The organism is Vibrio sp. Makdt (genome assembly GCF_027587015.1).
GTDB classification, from domain to species: Bacteria; Pseudomonadota; Gammaproteobacteria; order Enterobacterales; family Vibrionaceae; genus Vibrio; species Vibrio chagasii_B.
In genome coordinates, this window is record NZ_JAPPTH010000001.1 from 381963 (window position 1) to 403133 (window position 21171).

Sequence of the window (21171 nt, forward strand, 5' to 3'; positions counted from 1 at the left end):
TTGAGTGTATTCTTACTTTTGATAAATGTTAAGAAATTGCTCCTTTAAATATTTGAATTTATATATTTTTTAACTCTTATCTGTTTTTGAAATCTGTTTTGTCGAGTTGGTGCTTTCTTAGCTTGTCATAGAGGGTTTTCCTCGACACTTGCAGCTCTTGTTGTACGTCTTTTAAGCGCCCTTGATGGCGATGCAGTGCTTCTATCAAGAGGATTTGTTCAAAGCTGTCGGTACGTTGGCTTAATGACTGTTGTTGTTCTTCAATATTGACGTCTAGCGAACCGTCATCCGCTTGTTCTGGATTGTCTGCTTGATCTGACTCTTGATCGTCGAGTGCTGGTTGCTTCACCTGAGTTAGCACTCGCAGCTCGGCATGTTGACGAAGCTGACGGATATTTTCGCTCCAGTGCGTAGCTATCAAGCGTTGAATCTCTTTTTCTGTGATTACCGGCGGAGGCAGCTGATAACGACTTGCTGCACCTCGAGCAAAGTGTTTGAACAAAGACCCGATATCTTCCGTTCTTTGTGCTAATGGTAATAGATTAAATCGACGCAGCTCATTTGTAATTGTAGTCGGTACTACAGTAGTTGCGATAATGATACAAGTTGCATTGGTCTTGCATGAGTTTTCACGAAGTAGAGTCGGTTTTAGAGCCGCTAACCACTGCCATTGTTGTGAAGTTAATGCTTCTGTTTCATGAATATAGAGCGTTCCACCTTGATGCTTTTGGAATAATTGAAGCACGAATTGGTGAAATGTCGATTCGTCATTGCGCGGTAAATTAAATGCAGCAATCGGACAAAGCTCCGCTGTTGGTTGGCTGTGTAAATCGTGGGTGTACTGCGCAGTGATGCGTTTGCCAGTGCCTATGTCGCCAACAAACAGTAATAGCGGGTTCTGTTTACAATCTAAGGTGATTAATTCGCGGCGTAATGTCTGCATTGATTGAGACTGACCAATCAGTTTTGGGCCAACCTGATTCTGCATCGCGAGCTCTTTTCTAAGCAGGTTGTTTTCTTCAACCAAGGCGAGCTTATCTGCTGCTTTTCTTACTGCGGTAAGCAGGGCATCAACCACAAATGGTTTTTCTAGAAAATCATAAGCACCGGACTTCATCGCTGAAACGGCGGTTTGCACATCGCCGTGTCCAGTCAGTACGATGATTAGAAAATTCGGATTTTGACTCAACAGCTTTTGCGTAAATTGAATGCCATCCATCACTGGCATGTGAATATCGGTGATCACAATGCCTGCTTGCGTGATATTAATCTGCTTGAGAGCCTCAATCGCATTAGGAAAGCAGACAATGTCGATACCTTCAATGAGCATGGCTTGTTCTACTGAGTCGCGAATTGCGGGTTCATCATCGACAAAGTAGAGTTTAGGCATAGAGTGCAAGTGTTGAGTCCTTAATGTTGAAGAAAGCTATTAATAACAATCCTTTAGCCTTTGTTTTGGTACAGTGGAATATTCAGAGAGAATACCATGCCTGAAGGCTCGAGCTGGCTTGCGCTGATCGTGCCGTGATAGGCTTCAATGATTCGCTTCGATATCGAAAGTCCGAGCCCTAATCCTTCAGGCTTAGTGGTAAAAAACGGGTCGAACAAATGTTCCAGTTTGTCGCTGGCGATACCAATCCCGTTATCCCAAATGATCAGTTGGCAGGCATCATTATTAAGCTGCCACTCTACGCCGATTTGAGGAATGGTCGGTTGCTTCCCTTCTTGAGTTTCCGAGTCGTTTTGAAGTACTACTTGTTGTGTGGCTTGTTGCGAAAGCGCTTGTGTCGCATTGTGCATCAGGTTAACCAACACTTGCTCAAGCTCGGTTGGGTGAATCGCGATGTTAATGTCATCTGGCACGGTACTTAATCTTAGGGTGATGCCTTGTTTGATCATCAGCGCGCTGAGAATGCTGGTGGCATTGTTGATCGCTTGATGCAGATTCGCTACATGATGTTCTTGCTTGGTTACCTTACGCGTAAATACCTTAAGGCGTGCAATGATCTCGGTAATCGAGGTGTTTAGCGCGATCATTTTATCCAGATTACTTTTTACTAAGTCTGAACGTCCCATCTCAAGCAGCTTGACGCTGTTTTCGCTGTAGGTTCTAAGCGCAGCAAGTGGTTGATTAATTTCATGATTAATACTGGCTGACAGCTCACCCAGCACGGCTAACTTAGCGGTTTGCGTTAGCTCTTGCTCTGTCTGTTTTAACTTCAATTGAGACTCTTGATATTGAAAGAGTGTCTGTTGAAGTTGTTGATTGGATTGCTTCAGATATTGAGTTCGCTTATCCACGGTTTGCTCTAGGTTCTGATTGAGTTCAGTCAGTGCCACTTTCGTGAGGTAGGTTTGTCGCCACGACCAAGCAATCAGCATGACTAAGCTGTAAATCACAATGAAGATAACGTCGATCTGCAGCACCTTGAGCAGTTCAGATCTTGTGTCCTTGATAGCAACAACTTGGTACTGGTTGTCACTGATAACGGCAGGATATAGGTTAAAATTTCCAAGTTTAAATAACTGGTTTGCAGTAAGCGCTTTGCTTGCATCGGTTGTTTGGCTCGAAGAGTTAAACGCATCAATGATCGAAATTTTGTTTTGACCGTATTGACGTTGCGCTGCGATATCTTGCTGCTGTTGATCCGTTAATGGTAGCAATGAGTGATAAAGCCAAGGTGTCTGACTAGAGAGAAATACCACTTGGTTGGAATCAAGCACCACAATCTCAAATTCGTCGCTAGTTAGAATGTTTTCTAGGTTTTCTAAGCTTACTTTCACCGTGATGACGCCTACGATGTTATCGTCAATATAGAGTGGTGAAGATAAGAAATAGCCTCGTACATCAGAGCGAGCGCCGAGTGCGACATATTGGGTTTTATGGCCTTTTATTGCGGACGCAAAGTAGGGGCGAAACGCGAAGTTTTCGCCAACGAAAGTTCGAGGCTTTCGATAGTTACTTGAGGCAACCACTGTGCCGCTCGGATCGTGGATGTAGATGGTATCGGCTTGGCTTTGCCCCGACCATTCGAATAACAAGGTGTTGAGTTCAGCTGTGGAGATTTTGTCGGTCTTTGATGATTCGTCAAAGTAGGACAACAGGCGTGGATCGTGGCTGAGAAGATCTGGGATTTGCTTGAATTTATCCAACTCAGAGTCGATCTGTAGGTTGGCTTTGTTTGCTGCTTCGTTGAGTTGTTGTGTGACAACTTGCTCTTGGTATTGACCTGCCAAAAAGTGAGTAGCAGTTAGCCCTGCCGCTCCCAATATCAATGAGAAAAATACAAAAGGCGTGATCAGGTTAGACAGTTTTTTAGACACGAGAAACTCAAGTTACAATCAGTTTACATATAGACTATCAATATGACGGTTGGCGTACCGAGATCTCGTTAACACAGAGCACCTTCTATGAGACAAAACCAAGGCTTAGACTTGTGTTTCAAAGGATTACGGCGCAGAATCACAAAAAAATTAAAAGGAGCAACCAAATGGAACTGACAGACATTCGTCGTGAATACGCTCAGGGTGGATTGAGACGTAAAGACTTAGCCGCAGACCCAATTGAGCAATTTAACCTTTGGTTAGAGCAAGCGATTGAAGCTAAGTTGACGGATCCGACGGCAATGACAGTGGCGACGGTTGATGAAAATGGACAGCCATTCCAGCGCATTGTTTTGCTGAAGAATGTTGATAAAGATGGTTTCGTTTTTTACACCAACCTAGGTAGCCGCAAAGCGCAGCAACTTGAGCACAACAGCAAGATCAGTTTGCACTTCCCTTGGCATCCTTTAGAGCGACAAGTTCATGTTACTGGTACGGCTGAGAAGCTTACAGCGATGGAAAACATGAAGTACTTCTCGTCTCGTCCAAAAGAGAGCCAATTGGCAGCTATCGCAAGTAAGCAAAGTAGCCGTATCTCTGCACGTGGCATCTTAGAAGGCAAGTATCTAGAGCTTAAACAGAAGTTTGCGAAAGGCGAGATTCCGGTTCCTTCTTTCTGGGGTGGTTTCCGAGTGCGCGTCGATAGCATTGAATTTTGGCAAGGTGGTGAGCACCGTCTGCATGATCGCTTCTTGTTCTCACGCCAAGACAACAGCTGGGACATTGATCGCCTAGCGCCATAGTTTGAGTCTGTTGGACTCAGCAGTAAAGACAGTAAAATTAGGAAGATACCGTTGATCTTGTGTTCATCCACATCAACGGTATTTTTTTGTCTGTCTTTTTATCTCTATGGGCGCTGTGAGTCGTTAATCAGTCGCTGTGTAGAACCACTGAGATCTGTTTCTTGAGTAAGGTTTCAGGAATCACAGAGCCTAATCCTGAATCCAATGCATACTCGATTAACTGACTCTTACTACGTGCATCGAACTTTTGCTTTAGTCTAGCGACATGCCCCTCGACCGTCTTGATTGAGATGTTCAATGTCAATGCAATGTATTGAGGCTTCTTACCGAAAAGCAGTAAGAACAGTACCTCTGATTCACGTGAGGTCAGCTTCTTTTGCAGTTTAGACACACGCGGTGTTGAGCCTGCGATCGAAGCTTGATTGTCTTTGGCGCAAGTTGCCTGACATACCCAGTGACCCACCTCTAAAATCGCGGTATCAGTCAGCTCCTGTCCATAGAAGATAGTGCCTTGTACGTTGTCGTTGTCATCAAGCCAAGGCGTTTTGGTGAAGATATGCGCGTGCCAGCGTCCATCGGGGTAGGGGTGAATATCAAGGATTTTAAGCGTCGAGCGCGTTTCCATTACATGCTTGTCTTGCGCTCTAAAGTCTTGCGCGCATTCGATGGTTTGGCTCGGCATATCGAAGTCCGTCAAGCCGGTACAACTCTCGCCCGGCTTCAAACCGATCAATTGGTTGTAAGCGAGGTTTGCGTATACGAAAACAGAGTCAGTATCTTTACAGCCCCAGCAGCCTGGAAGTTGTTCGAATAAAGAACGATGTATGGGGTTTAGTGGTTCTGGCAAGGTTTTCTCTCGTGTGTTGCGATGTTGCAATGATATCAGTTTACTATTGCTCTGCAATGGCAATTACAGGTTGGAGTACGTGTAGAAAAGGCTGGGTGAGTTTTCGTTAATCAAAGTGCTGAATAACTGCGTGATTCACGGATGATAGGTCGGCGAACTGCGTGTTCAATAGGCAAAAAAAAGCCAGCCTGAAGAGGGGCTGGCCAAAGACAAGTTATGCCTTGTCGACATGTAGAAGATTTTCAGCTTAATTTACGAGGGTCAGGTAAATTAAGCTGAGGCATCAGTTAGATACCCAGAGTGACTTACTACTCTATCGACGAATTTACTCCTAGGCGTACCTATGCATAAGGGGGGAATTCCCCTATAAACACGATTCAATGCGATAAATGAGAGCCTAGAGTAAATATTTTAAAGTAATGGGCGAGCTATCGAGAGATTACAGCTCTCGTAACACTCTAAAGCCGAGGTAGTTGGCTGCTGTTGAAGGCGCAACGTATAGCTCGTTAAATGCTTTGGCCTCTTCAGGAGAGAAGCTCCACGCGCCACCTTTGGCTAGGCCCTTTTGAACGGTTGTCCACTCCCATACATTGCCGACCATGTCGTAGAAGCCCGTTGGTGTTGGCATGAATGATTTAACAGGAGACGTACTGACGTTTGACCAAGGTGTACCAGCCCAGCCTGTATTCGCTTTACCTGTGCGGAATTCATTACCCCACCAGAAGTTGGTTTCTTGGCCTGCTCTTGCTGCCGCTTCCCACTCTTGTGGTGTTGGCAAGCGATAGGTAAAGCCAGTGTTCTTGGATAACCAACGAGCGTAGGCCATCGCATCATTCTGACTGACACAAACTACTGGTGAGTTGTCTGCTTGCTTGAAGCCTGGTTTTTGCCAGTCGCTGTCGGCAACAGAGGTAATTTCAGCATTAGCGAAGGTATCGCAGGTATTCATTAGCTCTGCATCTGTTTGGTAGCCAGTGCTCTCTACAAACGCTCTAAAGTCTTGTACACGTGTCGGGGTTGCAGCTAAGGCAAACGGCTGTTTTATTGTCACTTGCTTGGCGCTGTTTTCACCCAGTAGGTAACGACCAGACCCCACAACGATCATTTCAGGGCTCTGAGTGCTATCTTTCATCGGGTCCGCAAACTTGGTGCCCACGTTTAACGTATTTTGCTTGGCTTGTAACACTGCTCTTAGGTTGTGATCGCGAGTTATTTTTAGCTCTTGGTGGAAAGAGATGTAACCTTCTTTCTCGATCGTCACCATGTGTGGGCCCGTTGGCAGCATGACTTCAACAGGGGTGCTGCCGTAGTTAACGCCGTTGATTAACACTTTGTCGTTGTACTGATTTGAGCGAACCACTAAGTTGACCCAAGCGACCTCTTTTTGTTGGTCGTTGGCTTGTTGATCGGTTTGCGTGAAACAGTTAGACGATTGAATACCAAGTAGGCGGCAAGGTGTGTTCTTATCCGGGCGAGTTTCTAGATTCGCAGCAATCACAGCTCTGTATCGGTTATCTTCTGAGAAACCAGAGGAAGTCACCTTGTGTTGTAGCACGTGGATATTCAGTGATGTCGATGCCAAGTGTTGTTTGACAGTTTTCGACTCTGTCGTGTTATCAACGAGGTTGTGCTGGAACTGTTTTACTGCTTTTTGAAGCGCTAGTGTTACCGTTTGATCAGCACATTGCGCCAATGTCATGTCGCTGCTGCAGCGGTTGGTAAAGCTGACCGTCTGCTCTTGTGTTTGGGTGATCTCGTTTCTGAGTCGATCGGCTCTTGCTCTTAGCTTGTCTTGCTCTAGCTGCGCGATGGCTGTTTCTGTCGCTCTTTTCTCGGCTTGGATAGCTTCAAGCTCCATAGCCAAACCTTGCTGCTTCTGTTCTGAGTCAGAAACCGCAAGTTTGCCTTCTTTCACGGTTTTCCATGCGTCTTGGAAGTGATTTTGAGCCGTCGAGATATCGAAGTCTGGCTCATCAATCATGCGCGTATAATCTTGCTCTAGGCTTGCTTTGGCCGCTGCAAGTTTTTGTTCTGCTTCTACAGAGAGTTTAGCAAGACGTGCCGTTTGCTGTGCTTGGTTATCGACTTGATTTTGTTTGTCCGCGACTTTCTTTTCGATAGCCGTTAACTCGGCGTGCTTTTCGAAAAGCGAACTTTCAAGATCAGTAACAGAGGCGGCCGTGATTGCTGGTGGTGTTGCTTCAGCGAAAACAGCAGGTGTCATTAAGCAGGGAGCAAGTGCAAATAATAGAGTGGGAAAACCTTGGCGCATGATGGGCTACTTCAATCGTAATTTAGGTTAATCGACTATTCTAAACGACAACGCCATTTCGTCTGTAGTTACTGTTTATAACGATAAAACAAGGTTATAACGACCGTAAAAGTTTATAACGATCAACAGTTTATAACTATCAACAAAATGGCGAGTGTTCATTCAGCTTTGTGAAATCGGTATGGCGATCTTCTACTGAGGGAATTAGCTTTCTTTGCTAGGAAGAAGCTTAACCCAGATAGTGTCGCTGCCGTTGATGGTAACTGTGCGGTTGTATGACTCGTAACCTTGCTTAGAGATAGTTACTTGATGACGACCGCTTGGTAGCGCTACCTCAAGAGGTGTGCTGCCATACTTAATACCGTTGATGGTCACAGAGTCGTTGTATTGGTCAGAACGCACGGTTACGTTTGCCCATTTCTTGTCGCTCTTTTTAACTGCAGCCGCATCGCTGCCAGTTAAACAGTAGCGTGTTGAAACGTTCAATAGGTTACATGCGGCAACCGCTTCAGGTTTTGCTTGCAGTTGAGCTTGCATCTGCATGAAGTAAGAGTTGTTGCCAGAGAAACCGCTCTTGATTGGCTGGCTGTCCTGAACGTGGATGTTCAGCTGAACGCCTTGCAAGTTCTGCTTCGCCAGAGTGCTTTCTGTGAGCTGCTCAAGTAACTGGCTCTTGAACGTTTGCACCGCTTTTTGGTTCGTTAGGTATTTACCCTGAGCAGTACACTCACCAAGGGTCATTGTGGATTCACATGTGGTGGTGTAGCTAGTTTCCAAAACTGCACTTTCACGCAGTTCTGTTGCGATACGTTTTACGCGAGCTTCAACTTTTGACTCTCTCAGGCTTGCCAGCTCATTGTTCATTCGAGCTTGCTTCTGTTTGATCTGAGAAAGGTGAATCTCACCCTCATTCATCGCTTGTTGATTGTCTAGCTGAGCCGATTGATTTTCTTTAACTGCAGCCCATGCATCTTGGTAGCTTTTTTGAAAGGAGACCAGGTCCGTTTCTGGGTCTTCAAGTAGACGACTGTACTGTTTGTCTAGTACAGACTTGGCTCTGTTACGTTTTGCCTTAAGTTCTTCACCTTCGCGCAACAACTTACTGTTTGTGTTTTGTAGTTGTTTTAGGTTCTCAGTCGCCGATACTTTGGTTACTGAAATACGCTCAATATCTGAGTTTTTCTCTGTTATTTTTGCATCGATGGCTGAAACGGGATCGACTTGATTCAGTTCTTCAGCTGATACCGATGCAGATACCCAAAGTGGGGATAGCGCAAGTAAAAGCGCTGAAATTCGAAAGTTAGTCATAGGTCCCTGCAACTTATAGATTGAAATTGGCTCATTGATAATGTGTCTGCTTTCTAGTTGTGAGTCACTAGTTATTAGCAATTAACACAGTATCCGTCTTTATACCGTTTTATTGTATTTCAATCTACTCAAATGCCGCGTTTCGGTACTTTGGATACACTTTTTATAAGTTTTATGCGAATTGTTTGAGCTATAGAAGCAAATTTTTCAGCGATGTTCTGATGATTGAATTCTCATTTATGAGTCATCTCGAGTTGGTTGGATAATGAGGTTGGAATTTATAAAAAAGTACTGGAAATATTGATTTTACATAGCCCGTAGTTTGTACACTCTTGATCATCTTTCCGGAGGCATGATCATGATGATCGCGATAATGATCTTTTCGTTCACGCGAGCAAATAACTCTCAAGAACATTTACAAATTCATCTTATGCGCATTTAAGAGTATTATTCTTAGTATGTTGACCCGAGTATTTGTCTGTCATGTCTAAACCTTTACCCTTTCCTAACCTAGACCTTTCTCCGCTAGGCCTTACTGGCCCTCGTCCTGCTGAGATCATCACTTTGCCATCGCATATGGATTGCCACGATCACCATTATTCTCAGGTGGTGATTGGTTTAAAAGGTCAGGCTGAATTTGAAGTCAGTGGTAAGGGGAATCTTGTCGGCCCTGGACAAGGTTGTGTGGTGACGGCGAGCTCTGATCATGCTTTCGGTGGTGTGGTCGGTCAGTCCGATATTTTGGTGCTTAACATGCCCGTGCCGAGTGATGACGACCCGCTGATGCTAGAGAAGATTAATCAGCTCGAGTCTTCGAACGTCTATTTCCAATTAGATGCGCAAATTCAAAAGCTTATTCATATGCTGGTACAAGAGATGCAGGCGAGTCCTGATGATCTGTTGTTAAGCCGAGCCTGCAATGACACGGTGATCGCCTTAATGCAAAGGCACATCTCGGCATTTGAAACGTCAGTTAAGGATTCGCGCTTCGATCTTGAAGCGCTTGATCGTTACATCGAGCAACATTTAGCAAGTAAGATTTCAGTCGCGCAACTTGCAGGTAGCGTGTTCTTAGGCGAAAGCCAATTCCATATGTTGTTTAAAGAGCAAATGGGCATTACTCCTCACCAGTATGTACTAGGTAAGCGAATCGACCGTGCTCGACGTCTTATTGAACAAGGGAATTTAAGCCTTGGTCAGGTCGCAGAACTTGCTGGATTCTCCGGTCAATCCTCTTTTACCCACACATTTTCACGCCTTCAAGGCATGTCACCATCTCAATACAAAAAGCAAATTTCTGTTAAATAGTGAAACGAAACGGCATATTATATTAAAGTTTCATATGTGACATTGTGTTTGTTTTGTTAATAAAGCGAGTTTTTAGCAAAAAACTCGGAGTTTTTGACAAGTATTCCTTATATACTCTAAATACACTGCAGCCATTGTAGAGATCCCGGGCTAATTCCGGGTGTGAGATTAAGGAAAACGCATGTTTACAGCTACTGATGTGTTAAAGCCAGAATTCAACGAGCAGTCGCTTGATGATCTATGGTCGCTTATCTCACCATTATATATGGTGGATGAAACCCAATGGCTAGAGCAACTTCTGCCACTAGCTACCCCTTCTGAGTCTGAAAAGCAGCAAATCACAGACAAAACGACTTCTTTGATCGAAGCTATCCGTGCGGATAAGACTTCTATCCAGATGATCGATGCACTGTTGCTTGAATACAGCTTAGATACTCAAGAGGGCATCTTGCTGATGTGTCTGGCGGAAGCCTTGATGCGTATTCCTGATTCAGCAACGGCTGATGCACTGATTCGCGACAAGCTAAGCGTTGCGGATTGGAAGTCTCACCTAAAGAATTCTGATTCGGTTTTTGTTAACGCTTCGACTTGGGGCTTAATGCTAACAGGCAAGGTGGTTGGACTTTCATCGAATGAGCAGAGTGCTGGACAAGCGGTTAACCGTTTAGTGAACAAGCTTTCTGAGCCGGTAATTCGTAAAGCGATGCACCAAGCGATGAAAGTGATGGGTCACCAATTTGTTCTTGGCCGCAGCATTGCTGAAGCGCAAAAGAACGGTAAGTCTATGCGCGACAAAGGCTTTACCTACTCTTACGACATGCTAGGTGAAGCGGCACTGACTACAGCTGACGCAAATAAGTACTTTAAAGATTACCTAATGGCGATTGAAGCCGTAGGTCGAGACACTTATGTCTCTTCAAAATCTAGCCCAGCGCCATCTGTGTCTATCAAGCTTTCTGCACTTCATCCTCGTTACGAAGTGGCGAACGAAGACCGCGTACTGACTGAGCTATGCGACACGCTAGAGCAGTTACTGCGCCGTGCGATTGAGCTTGATGTTGCGATCACGATTGATGCAGAAGAAGCGGATCGCCTAGAGCTTTCGCTTAAGTTATTCGAAAAACTGTACCGCAGCGAGCTAGTGAAAGGCTGGGGTAAGTTTGGTCTGGTTATTCAAGCGTATTCAAAGCGTGCGTTACCAGTTCTAGTTTGGCTAAACCGCCTAGCAAAAGAGCAGGGTGACTTAATCCCACTTCGCCTAGTTAAAGGTGCTTACTGGGATAGTGAGATCAAGTGGTCACAACAAGCAGGTTTCGATAACTACCCAGTTTACACTCGCAAAGAAGCGACAGATGTGGCCTACCTAGCGTGTGCGCGCTATCTATTGAGCCCAAGTGTTCGTGGCAATATCTTCCCGCAGTTTGCTAGCCACAATGCTCATACGGTTTCTGCTATTGCAGTGATGACAGACCATAAAGACTTTGAATTCCAACGCTTACACGGTATGGGTGATTCACTTTACAACCATGCAATGGAAGCTTACCAACAGTCGGTACGTATTTACGCGCCAGTTGGTAGCCATAAAGATCTACTGCCATACCTAGTACGTCGTCTGTTAGAGAATGGTGCAAACAGCTCGTTTGTACACCGTTTGGTTGATGCTCGTTGCCCTGTGGCAGAGCTGACACAGCACCCAGTCGATATGCTTTTGGCATTCGATACGTTGAACAACACTAAGATTCCTCTGCCGCCAGCGGTATTCCCTGAGCGTAAGAACTCATACGGTGTGAACATTGATATCGAAAGCGAAGCGCATCAGTTTGAAGAGCAAGTAAAAGGCTTTTTGAACAATCAATGGACTGCTGGACCTGTGATCAACGGCGAATCTCTTGCCGAAAGCATGATCAAGGCTGATCAGAATGTTGAACAAGTAACAGCACCTTACGATCGTCGTATTAACGTGGGTCAGGTGGCTTTTGCAAACCTTGATCATGTTTCCGCAGCGATCACTGGTGCAGACGCCGCATTTGCTGATTGGAATGCGACATCGGTTGAAACCAAAGCCGCAGCGCTTGAGAAGCTAGCTGATCTGATGGAAGAGAACCTGGCTGAGCTGGTGGCAATTTGTCATCAAGAAGCGGGTAAGACGATTCACGACAGCATTGATGAAGTACGTGAAGCGGTCGACTTCTGTCGTTACTACGCAAAACAAGCGAACAACCTACAAGGTTTTGAGCTAAAAGGCTTTGATGGTCTAACTCGAATCGCTTCGCGGCAAGGTCGTGGTGTATTCGTTTGTATCAGCCCTTGGAACTTCCCACTAGCGATCTTCCTTGGCCAAATTACAGCTGCACTAGTGGCGGGTAACACGGTTGTGGCGAAACCTGCAGAGCAAACAAGCTTGATTGCGGCTCGCGCGGTTGAACTGATGAACGAAGCGGGCTTCCCTGCTGGCACGATTCAACTTCTACCTGGTCGTGGTGCAGAGATCGGCAGTGCGCTAACTAGCCACGATGCGATTGCAGGCGTTGCCTTCACGGGGTCAACCCCAACTGCACAACGCATTAACGTGTCACTAGCAAGCCGCAACGCTAAACCAGTACCGTTTATCGCGGAAACCGGTGGTCAGAACGCGATGATTGTCGACAGTACTGCACTGCCTGAACAAGTGGTTCGTGATGTCATTCGTTCTGCCTTTGCTTCAGCAGGTCAACGTTGTTCTGCGCTACGTGTGCTTTACATTCAAGAAGACATTGCAGATCGAGTGATTGGACTAATTCACGGTGCGATGGATGAGCTAAGCGTTGGTATTCCACATCTTCATAAAACGGATGTGGGCCCAGTTATCGACCAAAACGCGAAGCAGAAGTTGATGATGCACCTAGAAAACATGACCAAGACCCAGAAGAAAGTGGCTCAACTTTCTCTAGGAGCGGATTGTGAACATGGTGACTTTGTTCCACCAAGTGCATTTGAAATCGATGACATCAGCTGTTTGAAAGAAGAGCAGTTTGGTCCTGTGCTGCATATCGTTCGCTTCAAAGCGAGTGAACTGGCGCAAGTGGTAGACCAAATTAACCAAACCGGTTTTGGCTTAACCATGGGCATCCACAGCCGTAACGAGACAACTTACCGTTGGATCGAAAAACACGTTCGTGTGGGTAACTGTTACATCAACCGTGACCAGGTCGGCGCTGTTGTTGGTGTGCAACCATTTGGTGGTCAAGGCTTGTCTGGTACTGGCCCTAAAGCGGGTGGTCCTCACTACCTATACCGCTTTACTGATGTTCATTTCTCTCAATCACAAGACAAGGCATAAGGAGCAGTATCATGGTTCATCAAGTGACAGGTTTTTCTGATGCTTTCTTGGCGTGGGAACAATGGAATCTTACCGATTTTGATCATAAGAGTGCTCAGGTACTTGCATTCAAATCAGAGATCGAAAGCCAATCTACGTCTTTGGCGGCAGTGGCAACTTATCACCTAGAGCAAGCGTCTGCGCTGCTTTCTGAGCAGCACCTAATGGCTGGCCCGACTGGTGAAACAAACGAGCTGTATGCTGCAGGACGTGGTGTGGCTTTGGTGATTGTTGATGATTGCCAAGACAAAGAGCCAGCACTGCAAACAGCAACCGCGATGATTACCGCAGCACTATTAGCGGGTAACAGCGTGCAATTGTGCAGTGATGACGTGCAATTCAACACCTTGATCGCTGATGCAGCGAAACAAGCGAATTTACCGACGAACTTGGTGCAGGTTGCTTCGTACGACGCGGCTCAACAGCTGCTGTCTTGCGATGTACGTAGCGCAGGTTACGTAGGTAACTCACAAACGGCTCAAGCTATCAATTTACAACTTGCTAAGCGTGACGGTGCCATCGTCAGTTTAGTAGCTGAAACGGATCTGACAGCAATGCATGTTGCTCACGATCCACACCTATCGCTGCGTTTCATTACCGAGCGTACGCGAACTATAAATATAACAGCCGTGGGCGGTAACGCGACCTTGCTCGAACTTGGAAGCGAAGCTCACTAACCTTCAGTAACATTGGCTCTAAGCACTTTTGTTTTCTCCATTGTTGGTTTCACCACCTTTGGTTTTAACTCATTGTGCCTTGGAGCCTCAATACCTAACTCAATGCACTCGCTTGCCTTTACGGTGAGTGTCTTGCATTGAATTAGGCATGGAAGGCTTTTTACAAATGAGGACTATCAAATGATAGAAAACAGTTTTGCAATAACGACGACGTTCATTGCGTATCTAATTATGATGCTGGCAATCGGTGTTATTGCTTACAAACGTACTTCTAGCTCAACAGACTACTTCCTTGGTGGTCGTTCGCTAGGCCCATGGCCTGCTGCACTTTCTGCTGGTGCATCAGACATGAGTGGTTGGCTACTACTTGGTCTACCGGGTTACGCTTACGCTGCTGGTTTTGAAGCATTCTGGCTTGCTGGTGGCCTGCTAGTTGGTACTTGGGCGAACTGGTTAATCAGTGCTAAGCGTCTGCGTACTTACAGCATTACGACAGAGTCACTGACACTACCTGAGTTCCTATCTCGTCGTTTCAATGATAATTCTAAGCTGATCCAAACAATTTCTGCTTTCTTTATCCTTTTATTCTTCCTTTTCTACACAAGTTCTGGCTTGGTAGCGGGTGGTAAATTGTTTGAAACGGTATTCGGTCTAGATTACACAACAGCGGTAATCATCGGCACAGTATGTGTGGTTTCTTACACGCTATTTGGTGGTTTCCTTGCGGTATCTTGGACGGATTTGGTTCAAGGTCTACTGATGTCTGCTGCGCTATTGATTGTACCAATTGCAGCGATGAACGGTGGTCTTGGTCAGCTATCGACTGATCTTCACAACATCAACCCAGAGCTTCTAACGCTATGGAATGATGCGAAAGGTGAACCGCTATCTGCTATCGCGATCATCTCGCTAGCGGCTTGGGGTCTTGGTTACTTCGGTCAGCCGCATATCCTTGCTCGTTTCAAAGCAACACGTACTAATAAAGACCTAGCAACAGCGCGTCGTATCGCGGTGGTATGGACTGCTCTGTCTATGGTTGGTGCAATGCTAGTGGGTCTGGTTGGTCTTATCTACGTGACTAACTCTGGCGCGCCTAAGCTAGACGATGGTGAGAAGATCTTCATGCTTCTTGTTAACGCGATGTTCCACCCAGTAATCGCAGGTATTCTACTGGCGGCTATCCTTGCGGCAATCATGAGTACTGCAGATTCACAACTTCTTGTATCTTCATCTGCAATGGCAGAAGACCTTTACAAGCAAGTACTTAAGAAAGATGCGACATCTGAAGAGATCGTTCGTGTGGGTCGCTTTGCGGTAATCATCATCTCTCTTATCGCGCTATTCCTAGCGATGACGCCAGACAGCTCTGTACTTGGGCTTGTGTCTTACGCTTGGGCTGGTTTTGGTGCGGCATTTGGCCCAGCTATCGTGATGAGCCTTTACTGGTCTCGTATGAACCGTAACGGCGCTCTAGCGGGTATCGTGGTTGGTGGTGTGACTATCGTACTTTGGAAGCAGTTCACTGGCGGTTGGTTCGACGTTTACGAAATCGTACCGGGAATCATTCTATCGACTCTATCTATCGTTATCGTGAGCCTAATTACTGGCGAGCCAGAAGACGAAGTGAAAGCGCAACACGCTGAGTTCGAGAAGAAGCTAGTAGAGCTAGACTAATTTACATTGTAAAAATACAAGCGAATTAGCAAAAGATATAAACAAAGAACAATAGAGTCACTTCGGTGGCTCTATTTTTTTGACCACTCTCTGATGCTCGCGACTTCTTGCTCATCGATATTCAAAGATTCCAAAAACTCTTGGTGAGCGGTAGGCTCCATCCTTTCAAACTGCTTGTGCCAGTTCTTCATATCCTTTTCGTCAAACCCAGCATTCTCCATCACCCGTACCCAGCGCTCTTTTGTCAGCATCTTCTGCTCTAGCAACTGAGGTTGTTCAAGCAACATCACAATCGCTTTCTGCTGTTGACGTAGGTTCTGAATTTCCTTTTCCAAGGCGTTGAACTGATTCACTAGTGTCTGCTCTTGTTTCACATCGTCTGTGCGATCAAGCAGAGCGCTTATCTCCTGGATAGATAAACCAAACGATCGGTAAGAGATAATGCTCTCTAACCGAGCTTGCTCTTTTTTTCCATACCAACGATATCCATTATCGGAGCGGCTGTGAGGTAAAAGCAGCCCGGCACGCTCGTAGTAGAGAATGGTGGTACGAGAGATGTTGTAGGCCTTGGCAATTTGAGTGACAGTGAGCATGTTCAACCTTATTGGTTGCGAGAGCGTGAACTAAACAGGCATGTTTATTGATAGCCGAGTATTCTAATCGCGTCGTATAAAGGTGTATAGGTGAGTAGTTTGGATTCGGCAATTTGAACAGCCTACGATATCGGTATTTTGTTACTGAGGTTCGACGTTTGTCGTACTTAAGATCGGGATGAAATCCGACGTGATCGAGCGGTTATGGGGTTTTACAATGTAAATTGAAGCGATCGGATCTTGCGTGAGAAGGGAAAGATCAACTTACTCAATGGCGTGTGATGTCAAAAAATGAAACAGAAAAGTGGCGAATTTTTGAACTTGGCGCTCACTTTTGTTATTAGCTCGGTGAATTGTGGAACCGAATTGGACATGATGTGTCAATTGTCAGTAACCACTTAAGACCTATAGGACAAAGGTATGCCTGATCTCTATTGCAAAGGATGTAAAAAAACAACACTACATAAGTCTATAATGAAACGTTGTGAATCAGAGCCTGAGACAACCTCTGGCCGTATGTTGCAATGGACGTCAAAGCTATTTAGTGGCAACTTATATTACGATATGGAAACGCAGCACTTTTGTCGCACATGCAACTGCCGTTGTGAAACGGGAAGTGCAGTTCCTCAAGTTGGCTTAGCTTAGCTGATGGTAAGTGCTTACTAACCGATATCAAAAAAACCTCCGTTTGGGAGGTTTTTGTCATTTAAGCTGCTTTAAGCGCGATCTCGCTGTTAATGGCATTGCCATCAATTTTTACTTCCCATCCATAGTTTGAGTATTCATTAGCGAGTGCTTGAGCTACATCTTTTGACACTGTTACGTGTGTCCATGAGCCGATACCGTAGGGTTTATATGCGAGTTCTTGTGTTTTCATAATAGAGTCATCCTTTCTCTTTGATAATTCTATTATTCACTTTGCCATATATCCTTTCTTTCGTTTCTGGCTCAACTTATTTGTTTATCGGGTCATTTCTATAATAATTTGTTAATAGCCAGAGTTTGATTTATAACGATTGTTATCTATTTGTATGAATTTATATTTGGTGTGAATGTGGCTTGTATGTTTAGTTTTTAAATGTGTGAGCGGGGTTTTCTTCGATTGCTCTTGGTATGGAATATACTGAGCCGAATTTAGAATGTTTAAGGAATGTTATGTCTCAGCATCAGCTTGATCGTATCGATAAAGAGATACTAAGAATTCTGCATATGAAAGGGCGCTTGCCTGTGGTTGAGTTGGCCAAGCAGGTTAACCTAACGACCTCTCCTTGCTCTGATAGATTGAAGCGATTAGAAAAAGAGGGTTACATCACGGGTTACCACGCAGAGCTGTGTTCCGAGAAGTTGGGGCTCGATGTTCAAGTGTTTATCCATATTCGCTTGGATCAGACCAGCTTTTCGATTTTTGATAAGTTTGCTCAAGCTGTAGAAATGATGCCAGAGGTGGAAGAGTGTTATTCGTTGTCGGGAGACTTTGACACCATGATCAAGGTTCGAGTGAAAGACATGAAAGCTTATCAAGCATTTATGGCCACCAAGTTAGGTACCTTGCCAGGTGTGATTCAGACGCGCAGTGAAGTGGTGATTGAAGAGCATAAAAAGGGCTTTGGTGTGAACCCTGAACTGTTAGCGACTTTAAATTAGTGCCCTCCTGGCTTGAGCCAGTTGTGATAGATATAAAAAATGGAAGCTAATGAGCTTCCATTTTTTGTTGAGTGTCAGATAAAAAGTAATCCGATAAACTTGTCCGGCTTACAACGTAATTGCCGCAGAGATTAAGCCAATCACACCACCGAATACACCACCCCAAACGACTAGCCAGCCAAGGTGCTTCTTGATCATGGTTTGAACCATCTCTTTTACCAGCTTCGGTGTCAGTTCATTCAATCGCTGATCGATGATCGCTTCGATGTTCTCTTTGATTTCGTCCATCATCGCTGGTGATTCCAGTTCTTCCTTGATGGCATTTTTCACTGAATCACTCTTGCTGATTTCGATAACCGATTCTTGCATCTTCTCAACAAATGGCGCTTTCATTGGCTCTAATGCTTCCGTACCACCAAACATTGCTAGCATGCCGCCAAACTGTGAGTTCTCGATAACGTTAACCAGTGAATCGAACGCAGGATTGAAATCGATTTTCTTAATCACAGGCTCTAGGTTAAGTGATTGACCACCGCTCATTTCGCTGCTTAGGAAGCGGTCGATGTTACTTTCAGTAAAGAACTGCTCCATCATCAGTTGCTTGATGGCTGCTTTGAACTCTTCAAAGCGCGCTGGAATGACGCCAGAACCGTATAGGCCGGGTACTTTCTCGAACAACATGTGAATCGCAAGCCAGTTGGTGATGGCACCAGAAAAGGCGAATAGGCCCGCGTAAAGTAGGTATTGATTTGCTGTTGCATAGCCGCCAGCAAGCAGTGCTAACGCGATGACGTTAGTTAAGACACTTTTGTTCATGGTCGATCTCTAGAAAGAATATTGCGCGCATTTTAAGAAAAAAACGCCAAGAAAAAAACAAAAGGATCGATGAAGTTGAAGGAGCTAGTGGGAAAGATCGCTGAACTACGGACATAAGAAAGGCTAGCCTCCCCCCGAAGTCTAGCCTTATTCCAGAACGCGCAAGCGAAGCCGTCTTGGTTTGTTAAAGTCATTATATAATTACGACATAACATTCTGCCATGTGTAATTTGCCGCTATTTAGTAAATTGGTGTGAAATACGCCGCACTTTTAAAATAGCACACAAATTAATCGTTGCTAGCTTGCTCAAGATCATCGGCTATGAAGCCACCAGTCTGGTGATTCCACAACTGCGCATAGATACCATTTTGGTTAATCAGATCTTGGTGCGTGCCTTCTTCAACGATATTACCTTCATCCAAAACGATCAGGCGATCCATTGCTGCAATGGTGGATAGGCGGTGTGCAATTGCGATAACCGTCTTACCTTCCATTAGCTCAATTAAGCTCTCTTGGATTGCAGCCTCTACCTCTGAATCTAGAGCTGAAGTCGCTTCATCAAGAACCAACAGTGGTGCATTTTTCAGAAGTACACGTGAAATCGCCACACGTTGGCGCTGACCACCAGAAAGCTTAACACCACGCTCGCCCACTTGAGCATCGTAACCAATGTTGCCAAACGGGTCGGTTAGGGTTTCGATAAACTCATGCGCGTGCGCTTGCTTGGTTGCGGCATATACCTCTTCATCTGTTGCTTCCGGACGACCGTAAAGAATGTTGTCTTTGATCGAACGGTGAAGCAGTGAAGTGTCTTGTGTCACCATACCAATATTGCTGCGCAGTGAGTCTTGAGTAACGCTTGAGATCTCTTGATCATCAATCAAGATACGGCCGCTTTCGACATCATGAAAACGCAGTAACAAGTTAACCAATGTCGATTTACCAGCGCCAGAACGCCCAACCAAGCCTACTTTTTCACCTGGTTTGATGTTTAGGTTTAGCTTATTGATAACCCCTTTGTTCTCACCGTAGTTGAAGCTCACGTTTTCGAAGTTGATGCCGCCTTGTGGAACCTTAAGTGGCTGTGCGTCTTCCTTATCTTCGATAGCGATCGGCTTCGACATGGTCTTAATGCCATCAATCACGGTACCTAGGTTTTCAAACAGGCCTCCGATTTCCCACATGATCCATTTTGACATGCCGTTAATACGTAGAGCCAAACTCACCGCAATCGCAATGGCACCCACAGTGATTGCGTTATCGAGCCATAGGTAGATAGAGATACCCGCGATGCTGAATACCAGTAGGTAGTTAGCGAATTCCACACAGATGTTGAAGCCAGTAACAAGGCGCATCTGGCGATACACGGTATCTAGGAAGCCTTCCATGCCTTCTTCAGCGTATTCGGTTTCACGTTTACTGTGTGAAAACAGTTTTACTGTCGCGATGTTGGTGTAGCTATCAACAATTCGACCCGTCATCAATGAACGAGCATCCGCTTGTTCGGAAGAAACATCTTTTAGCTTTGGCACGAAGTGCAGTTGAATACCGATGTAAACGAATAGCCAAATTAGCATTGGAGCCATTAAGCGCCAATCCGACTCGGCAAGCATGAACAGCATCGCGGTGAAGTAAACCGTTACGTAAACAAACACATCAACCATCTTGGTCACGGTTTCACGTACTGCGAGCGATGTTTGCATTACTTTGGTGGCAACACGTCCGGCAAAGTCATCTTGATAGAAAGATAAGCTTTGTTTTAACAGATAGCGGTGTGCTAACCAGCGAATCGACATCGGATAGTTGCCGAGCAAGGTTTGATGAAGCAACAGTGAGTACACACTGATTAAGATTGGCATCACGACCAACAGCAGCACACCAAGGCCCATAAGAGTAGACTTGTTGTCAGCTAAGAAGGTTTCTGGGTTACTTGTTGATAGCCAGTCAACCAGTTGTCCCATGTAACCAAATAGCGCCACTTCGATGATCGCAATCGTCATGCTCATGATACCGAGCAAGATCAGTGGCTTTTCAAAACCTCGTGTGTAGTGGCGGCAAAATGCCAGTATTCCAGTAGGAGGCTGTATCGGCTCTCCCTTTGGAAAGGCTTCAGTAAAGCCTTCAAACTTTTTGTACATAGATTTCCCTTTATAAACTCGTGTCTCTATAAGCAGCGGCATCGTCGTGCAGCTTTGTTTTTATAGTCTCTATTTAAAATTTACAGTCTTAGTTTGAAATTTCATGAGCGCCCATGCGTTCTTATAAGCATTAAATCCTTCGATGGAGTTTGGTTTTCACTCTGGCTTAAACACTTGGCTCTAGAGCTTGGTTTAACACCGTGTTTTAGTGATCGCGAAAGGTCCAAAACGTATTGTGTATGACGCTTATTTTAGATTGGTTCAGATGGGAAGAGTTAAGCTTATTTCAAACGTAATTGATTGTTATGCAACGGTGATAATCCTAACGCTAAATGGATTAAATTGTAACCTAAACCCGCGGTAACACAGAAAAGACCGTTCGGATATTTATTCAGCAAATTCTCTAAT

16 protein-coding genes are annotated in these 21171 nt (G+C 45.2%); 7 read left to right on the forward strand and 9 right to left on the reverse strand.

The features are described from left to right. Positions 1 to 76: 76 nt before the first annotated feature. A complete protein-coding gene (locus tag OH460_RS01665; RefSeq protein ID WP_269994684.1) occupies positions 77 to 1390 on the reverse strand; it encodes a sigma-54-dependent transcriptional regulator in 1314 nt (437 codons plus the stop codon). 53 nt (positions 1391 to 1443) lie between these two features. After that, positions 1444 to 3324, reverse strand: a complete 1881-nt coding sequence (locus OH460_RS01670) for a sensor histidine kinase (protein WP_269994471.1) — start codon at positions 3322 to 3324, stop codon at positions 1444 to 1446. Positions 3325 to 3491: 167 nt separating this feature from the next. Between OH460_RS01670 and pdxH the strand changes: the two genes are divergently transcribed. Continuing rightward, positions 3492 to 4127 (forward strand): pyridoxamine 5'-phosphate oxidase, encoded by a 636-nt coding sequence (pdxH, locus tag OH460_RS01675; protein WP_269994473.1) that lies wholly within the window; start codon positions 3492 to 3494, stop codon positions 4125 to 4127. A gap of 127 nt (positions 4128 to 4254) precedes the next feature. Here the strand turns inward: pdxH and OH460_RS01680 are convergent, their stop codons facing one another. The 3 genes from OH460_RS01680 to OH460_RS01690 form a co-directional block, all read right to left on the reverse strand. Beyond that, positions 4255 to 5037 carry a helix-turn-helix transcriptional regulator gene (locus OH460_RS01680; RefSeq protein WP_081090313.1) on the reverse strand — a complete coding sequence of 261 codons (783 nt, stop codon included), beginning with the start codon at positions 5035 to 5037 and terminating at the stop codon, positions 4255 to 4257. Positions 5038 to 5413: 376 nt separating this feature from the next. Continuing rightward, positions 5414 to 7246, reverse strand: a complete 1833-nt coding sequence (locus OH460_RS01685; protein WP_269994477.1) for a formylglycine-generating enzyme family protein — start codon at positions 7244 to 7246, stop codon at positions 5414 to 5416. A gap of 204 nt (positions 7247 to 7450) precedes the next feature. After that, on the reverse strand, positions 7451 to 8554 hold the full coding sequence (locus OH460_RS01690) for a PEGA domain-containing protein (RefSeq protein WP_269994479.1): 1104 nt from the start codon (positions 8552 to 8554) through the stop codon (positions 7451 to 7453). Between the two features lie 483 nt (positions 8555 to 9037). On the opposite strand from OH460_RS01690, the gene OH460_RS01695 reads away from it, so the two are divergent. The 4 genes from OH460_RS01695 to putP all read left to right on the forward strand — a co-directional run bounded on the left by OH460_RS01695 (position 9038) and on the right by putP (position 15571). Beyond that, positions 9038 to 9862: a helix-turn-helix domain-containing protein gene (locus OH460_RS01695; RefSeq protein WP_017071242.1), complete on the forward strand. Its 825-nt coding sequence runs from the start codon at positions 9038 to 9040 to the stop codon at positions 9860 to 9862. A gap of 181 nt (positions 9863 to 10043) precedes the next feature. Then, positions 10044 to 13181: a bifunctional proline dehydrogenase/L-glutamate gamma-semialdehyde dehydrogenase PutA gene (gene putA, locus OH460_RS01700; RefSeq protein ID WP_269994482.1), complete on the forward strand. Its 3138-nt coding sequence runs from the start codon at positions 10044 to 10046 to the stop codon at positions 13179 to 13181. Positions 13182 to 13192: 11 nt separating this feature from the next. Continuing rightward, positions 13193 to 13897, forward strand: a complete 705-nt coding sequence (locus tag OH460_RS01705) for a hypothetical protein (protein WP_004736898.1) — start codon at positions 13193 to 13195, stop codon at positions 13895 to 13897. Between the two features lie 183 nt (positions 13898 to 14080). Next, a complete protein-coding gene (putP, locus tag OH460_RS01710) occupies positions 14081 to 15571 on the forward strand; it encodes a sodium/proline symporter PutP (protein WP_061032388.1) in 1491 nt (496 codons plus the stop codon). Positions 15572 to 15642: 71 nt separating this feature from the next. Here putP and OH460_RS01715 read toward each other — a convergent pair whose 3' ends face one another. Continuing rightward, positions 15643 to 16164: a MerR family transcriptional regulator gene (locus OH460_RS01715; RefSeq protein WP_269994483.1), complete on the reverse strand. Its 522-nt coding sequence runs from the start codon at positions 16162 to 16164 to the stop codon at positions 15643 to 15645. Positions 16165 to 16638: 474 nt separating this feature from the next. Between OH460_RS01715 and OH460_RS01720 the strand changes: the two genes are divergently transcribed. After that, positions 16639 to 16809, forward strand: coding sequence for a hypothetical protein (locus OH460_RS01720; RefSeq protein WP_408683768.1), 171 nt, complete (start codon positions 16639 to 16641; stop codon positions 16807 to 16809). A gap of 61 nt (positions 16810 to 16870) precedes the next feature. On the opposite strand, the gene OH460_RS01725 is transcribed toward OH460_RS01720, so the two are convergent. Beyond that, entirely contained in the window at positions 16871 to 17041 is a 171-nt protein-coding gene (locus OH460_RS01725; RefSeq protein WP_004736895.1) for a hypothetical protein, read from the reverse strand. A 278-nt stretch (positions 17042 to 17319) separates the two neighbouring features. On the opposite strand from OH460_RS01725, the gene OH460_RS01730 reads away from it, so the two are divergent. Further along, a complete protein-coding gene (locus OH460_RS01730; RefSeq protein WP_061031933.1) occupies positions 17320 to 17808 on the forward strand; it encodes an Lrp/AsnC family transcriptional regulator in 489 nt (162 codons plus the stop codon). A gap of 108 nt (positions 17809 to 17916) precedes the next feature. On the opposite strand, the gene OH460_RS01735 is transcribed toward OH460_RS01730, so the two are convergent. Together OH460_RS01735 and OH460_RS01740 are read right to left on the reverse strand one after the other, a co-directional pair. Next, positions 17917 to 18624, reverse strand: a complete 708-nt coding sequence (locus tag OH460_RS01735) for a DUF445 family protein (RefSeq protein WP_008218014.1) — start codon at positions 18622 to 18624, stop codon at positions 17917 to 17919. A 288-nt stretch (positions 18625 to 18912) separates the two neighbouring features. Next, the gene (locus OH460_RS01740) at positions 18913 to 20763 is read right to left on the reverse strand and encodes an ABC transporter ATP-binding protein (RefSeq protein ID WP_268663323.1); all 1851 of its coding nucleotides are present in this window, start codon (positions 20761 to 20763) and stop codon (positions 18913 to 18915) included. Positions 20764 to 21171: the final 408 nt, after the last annotated feature.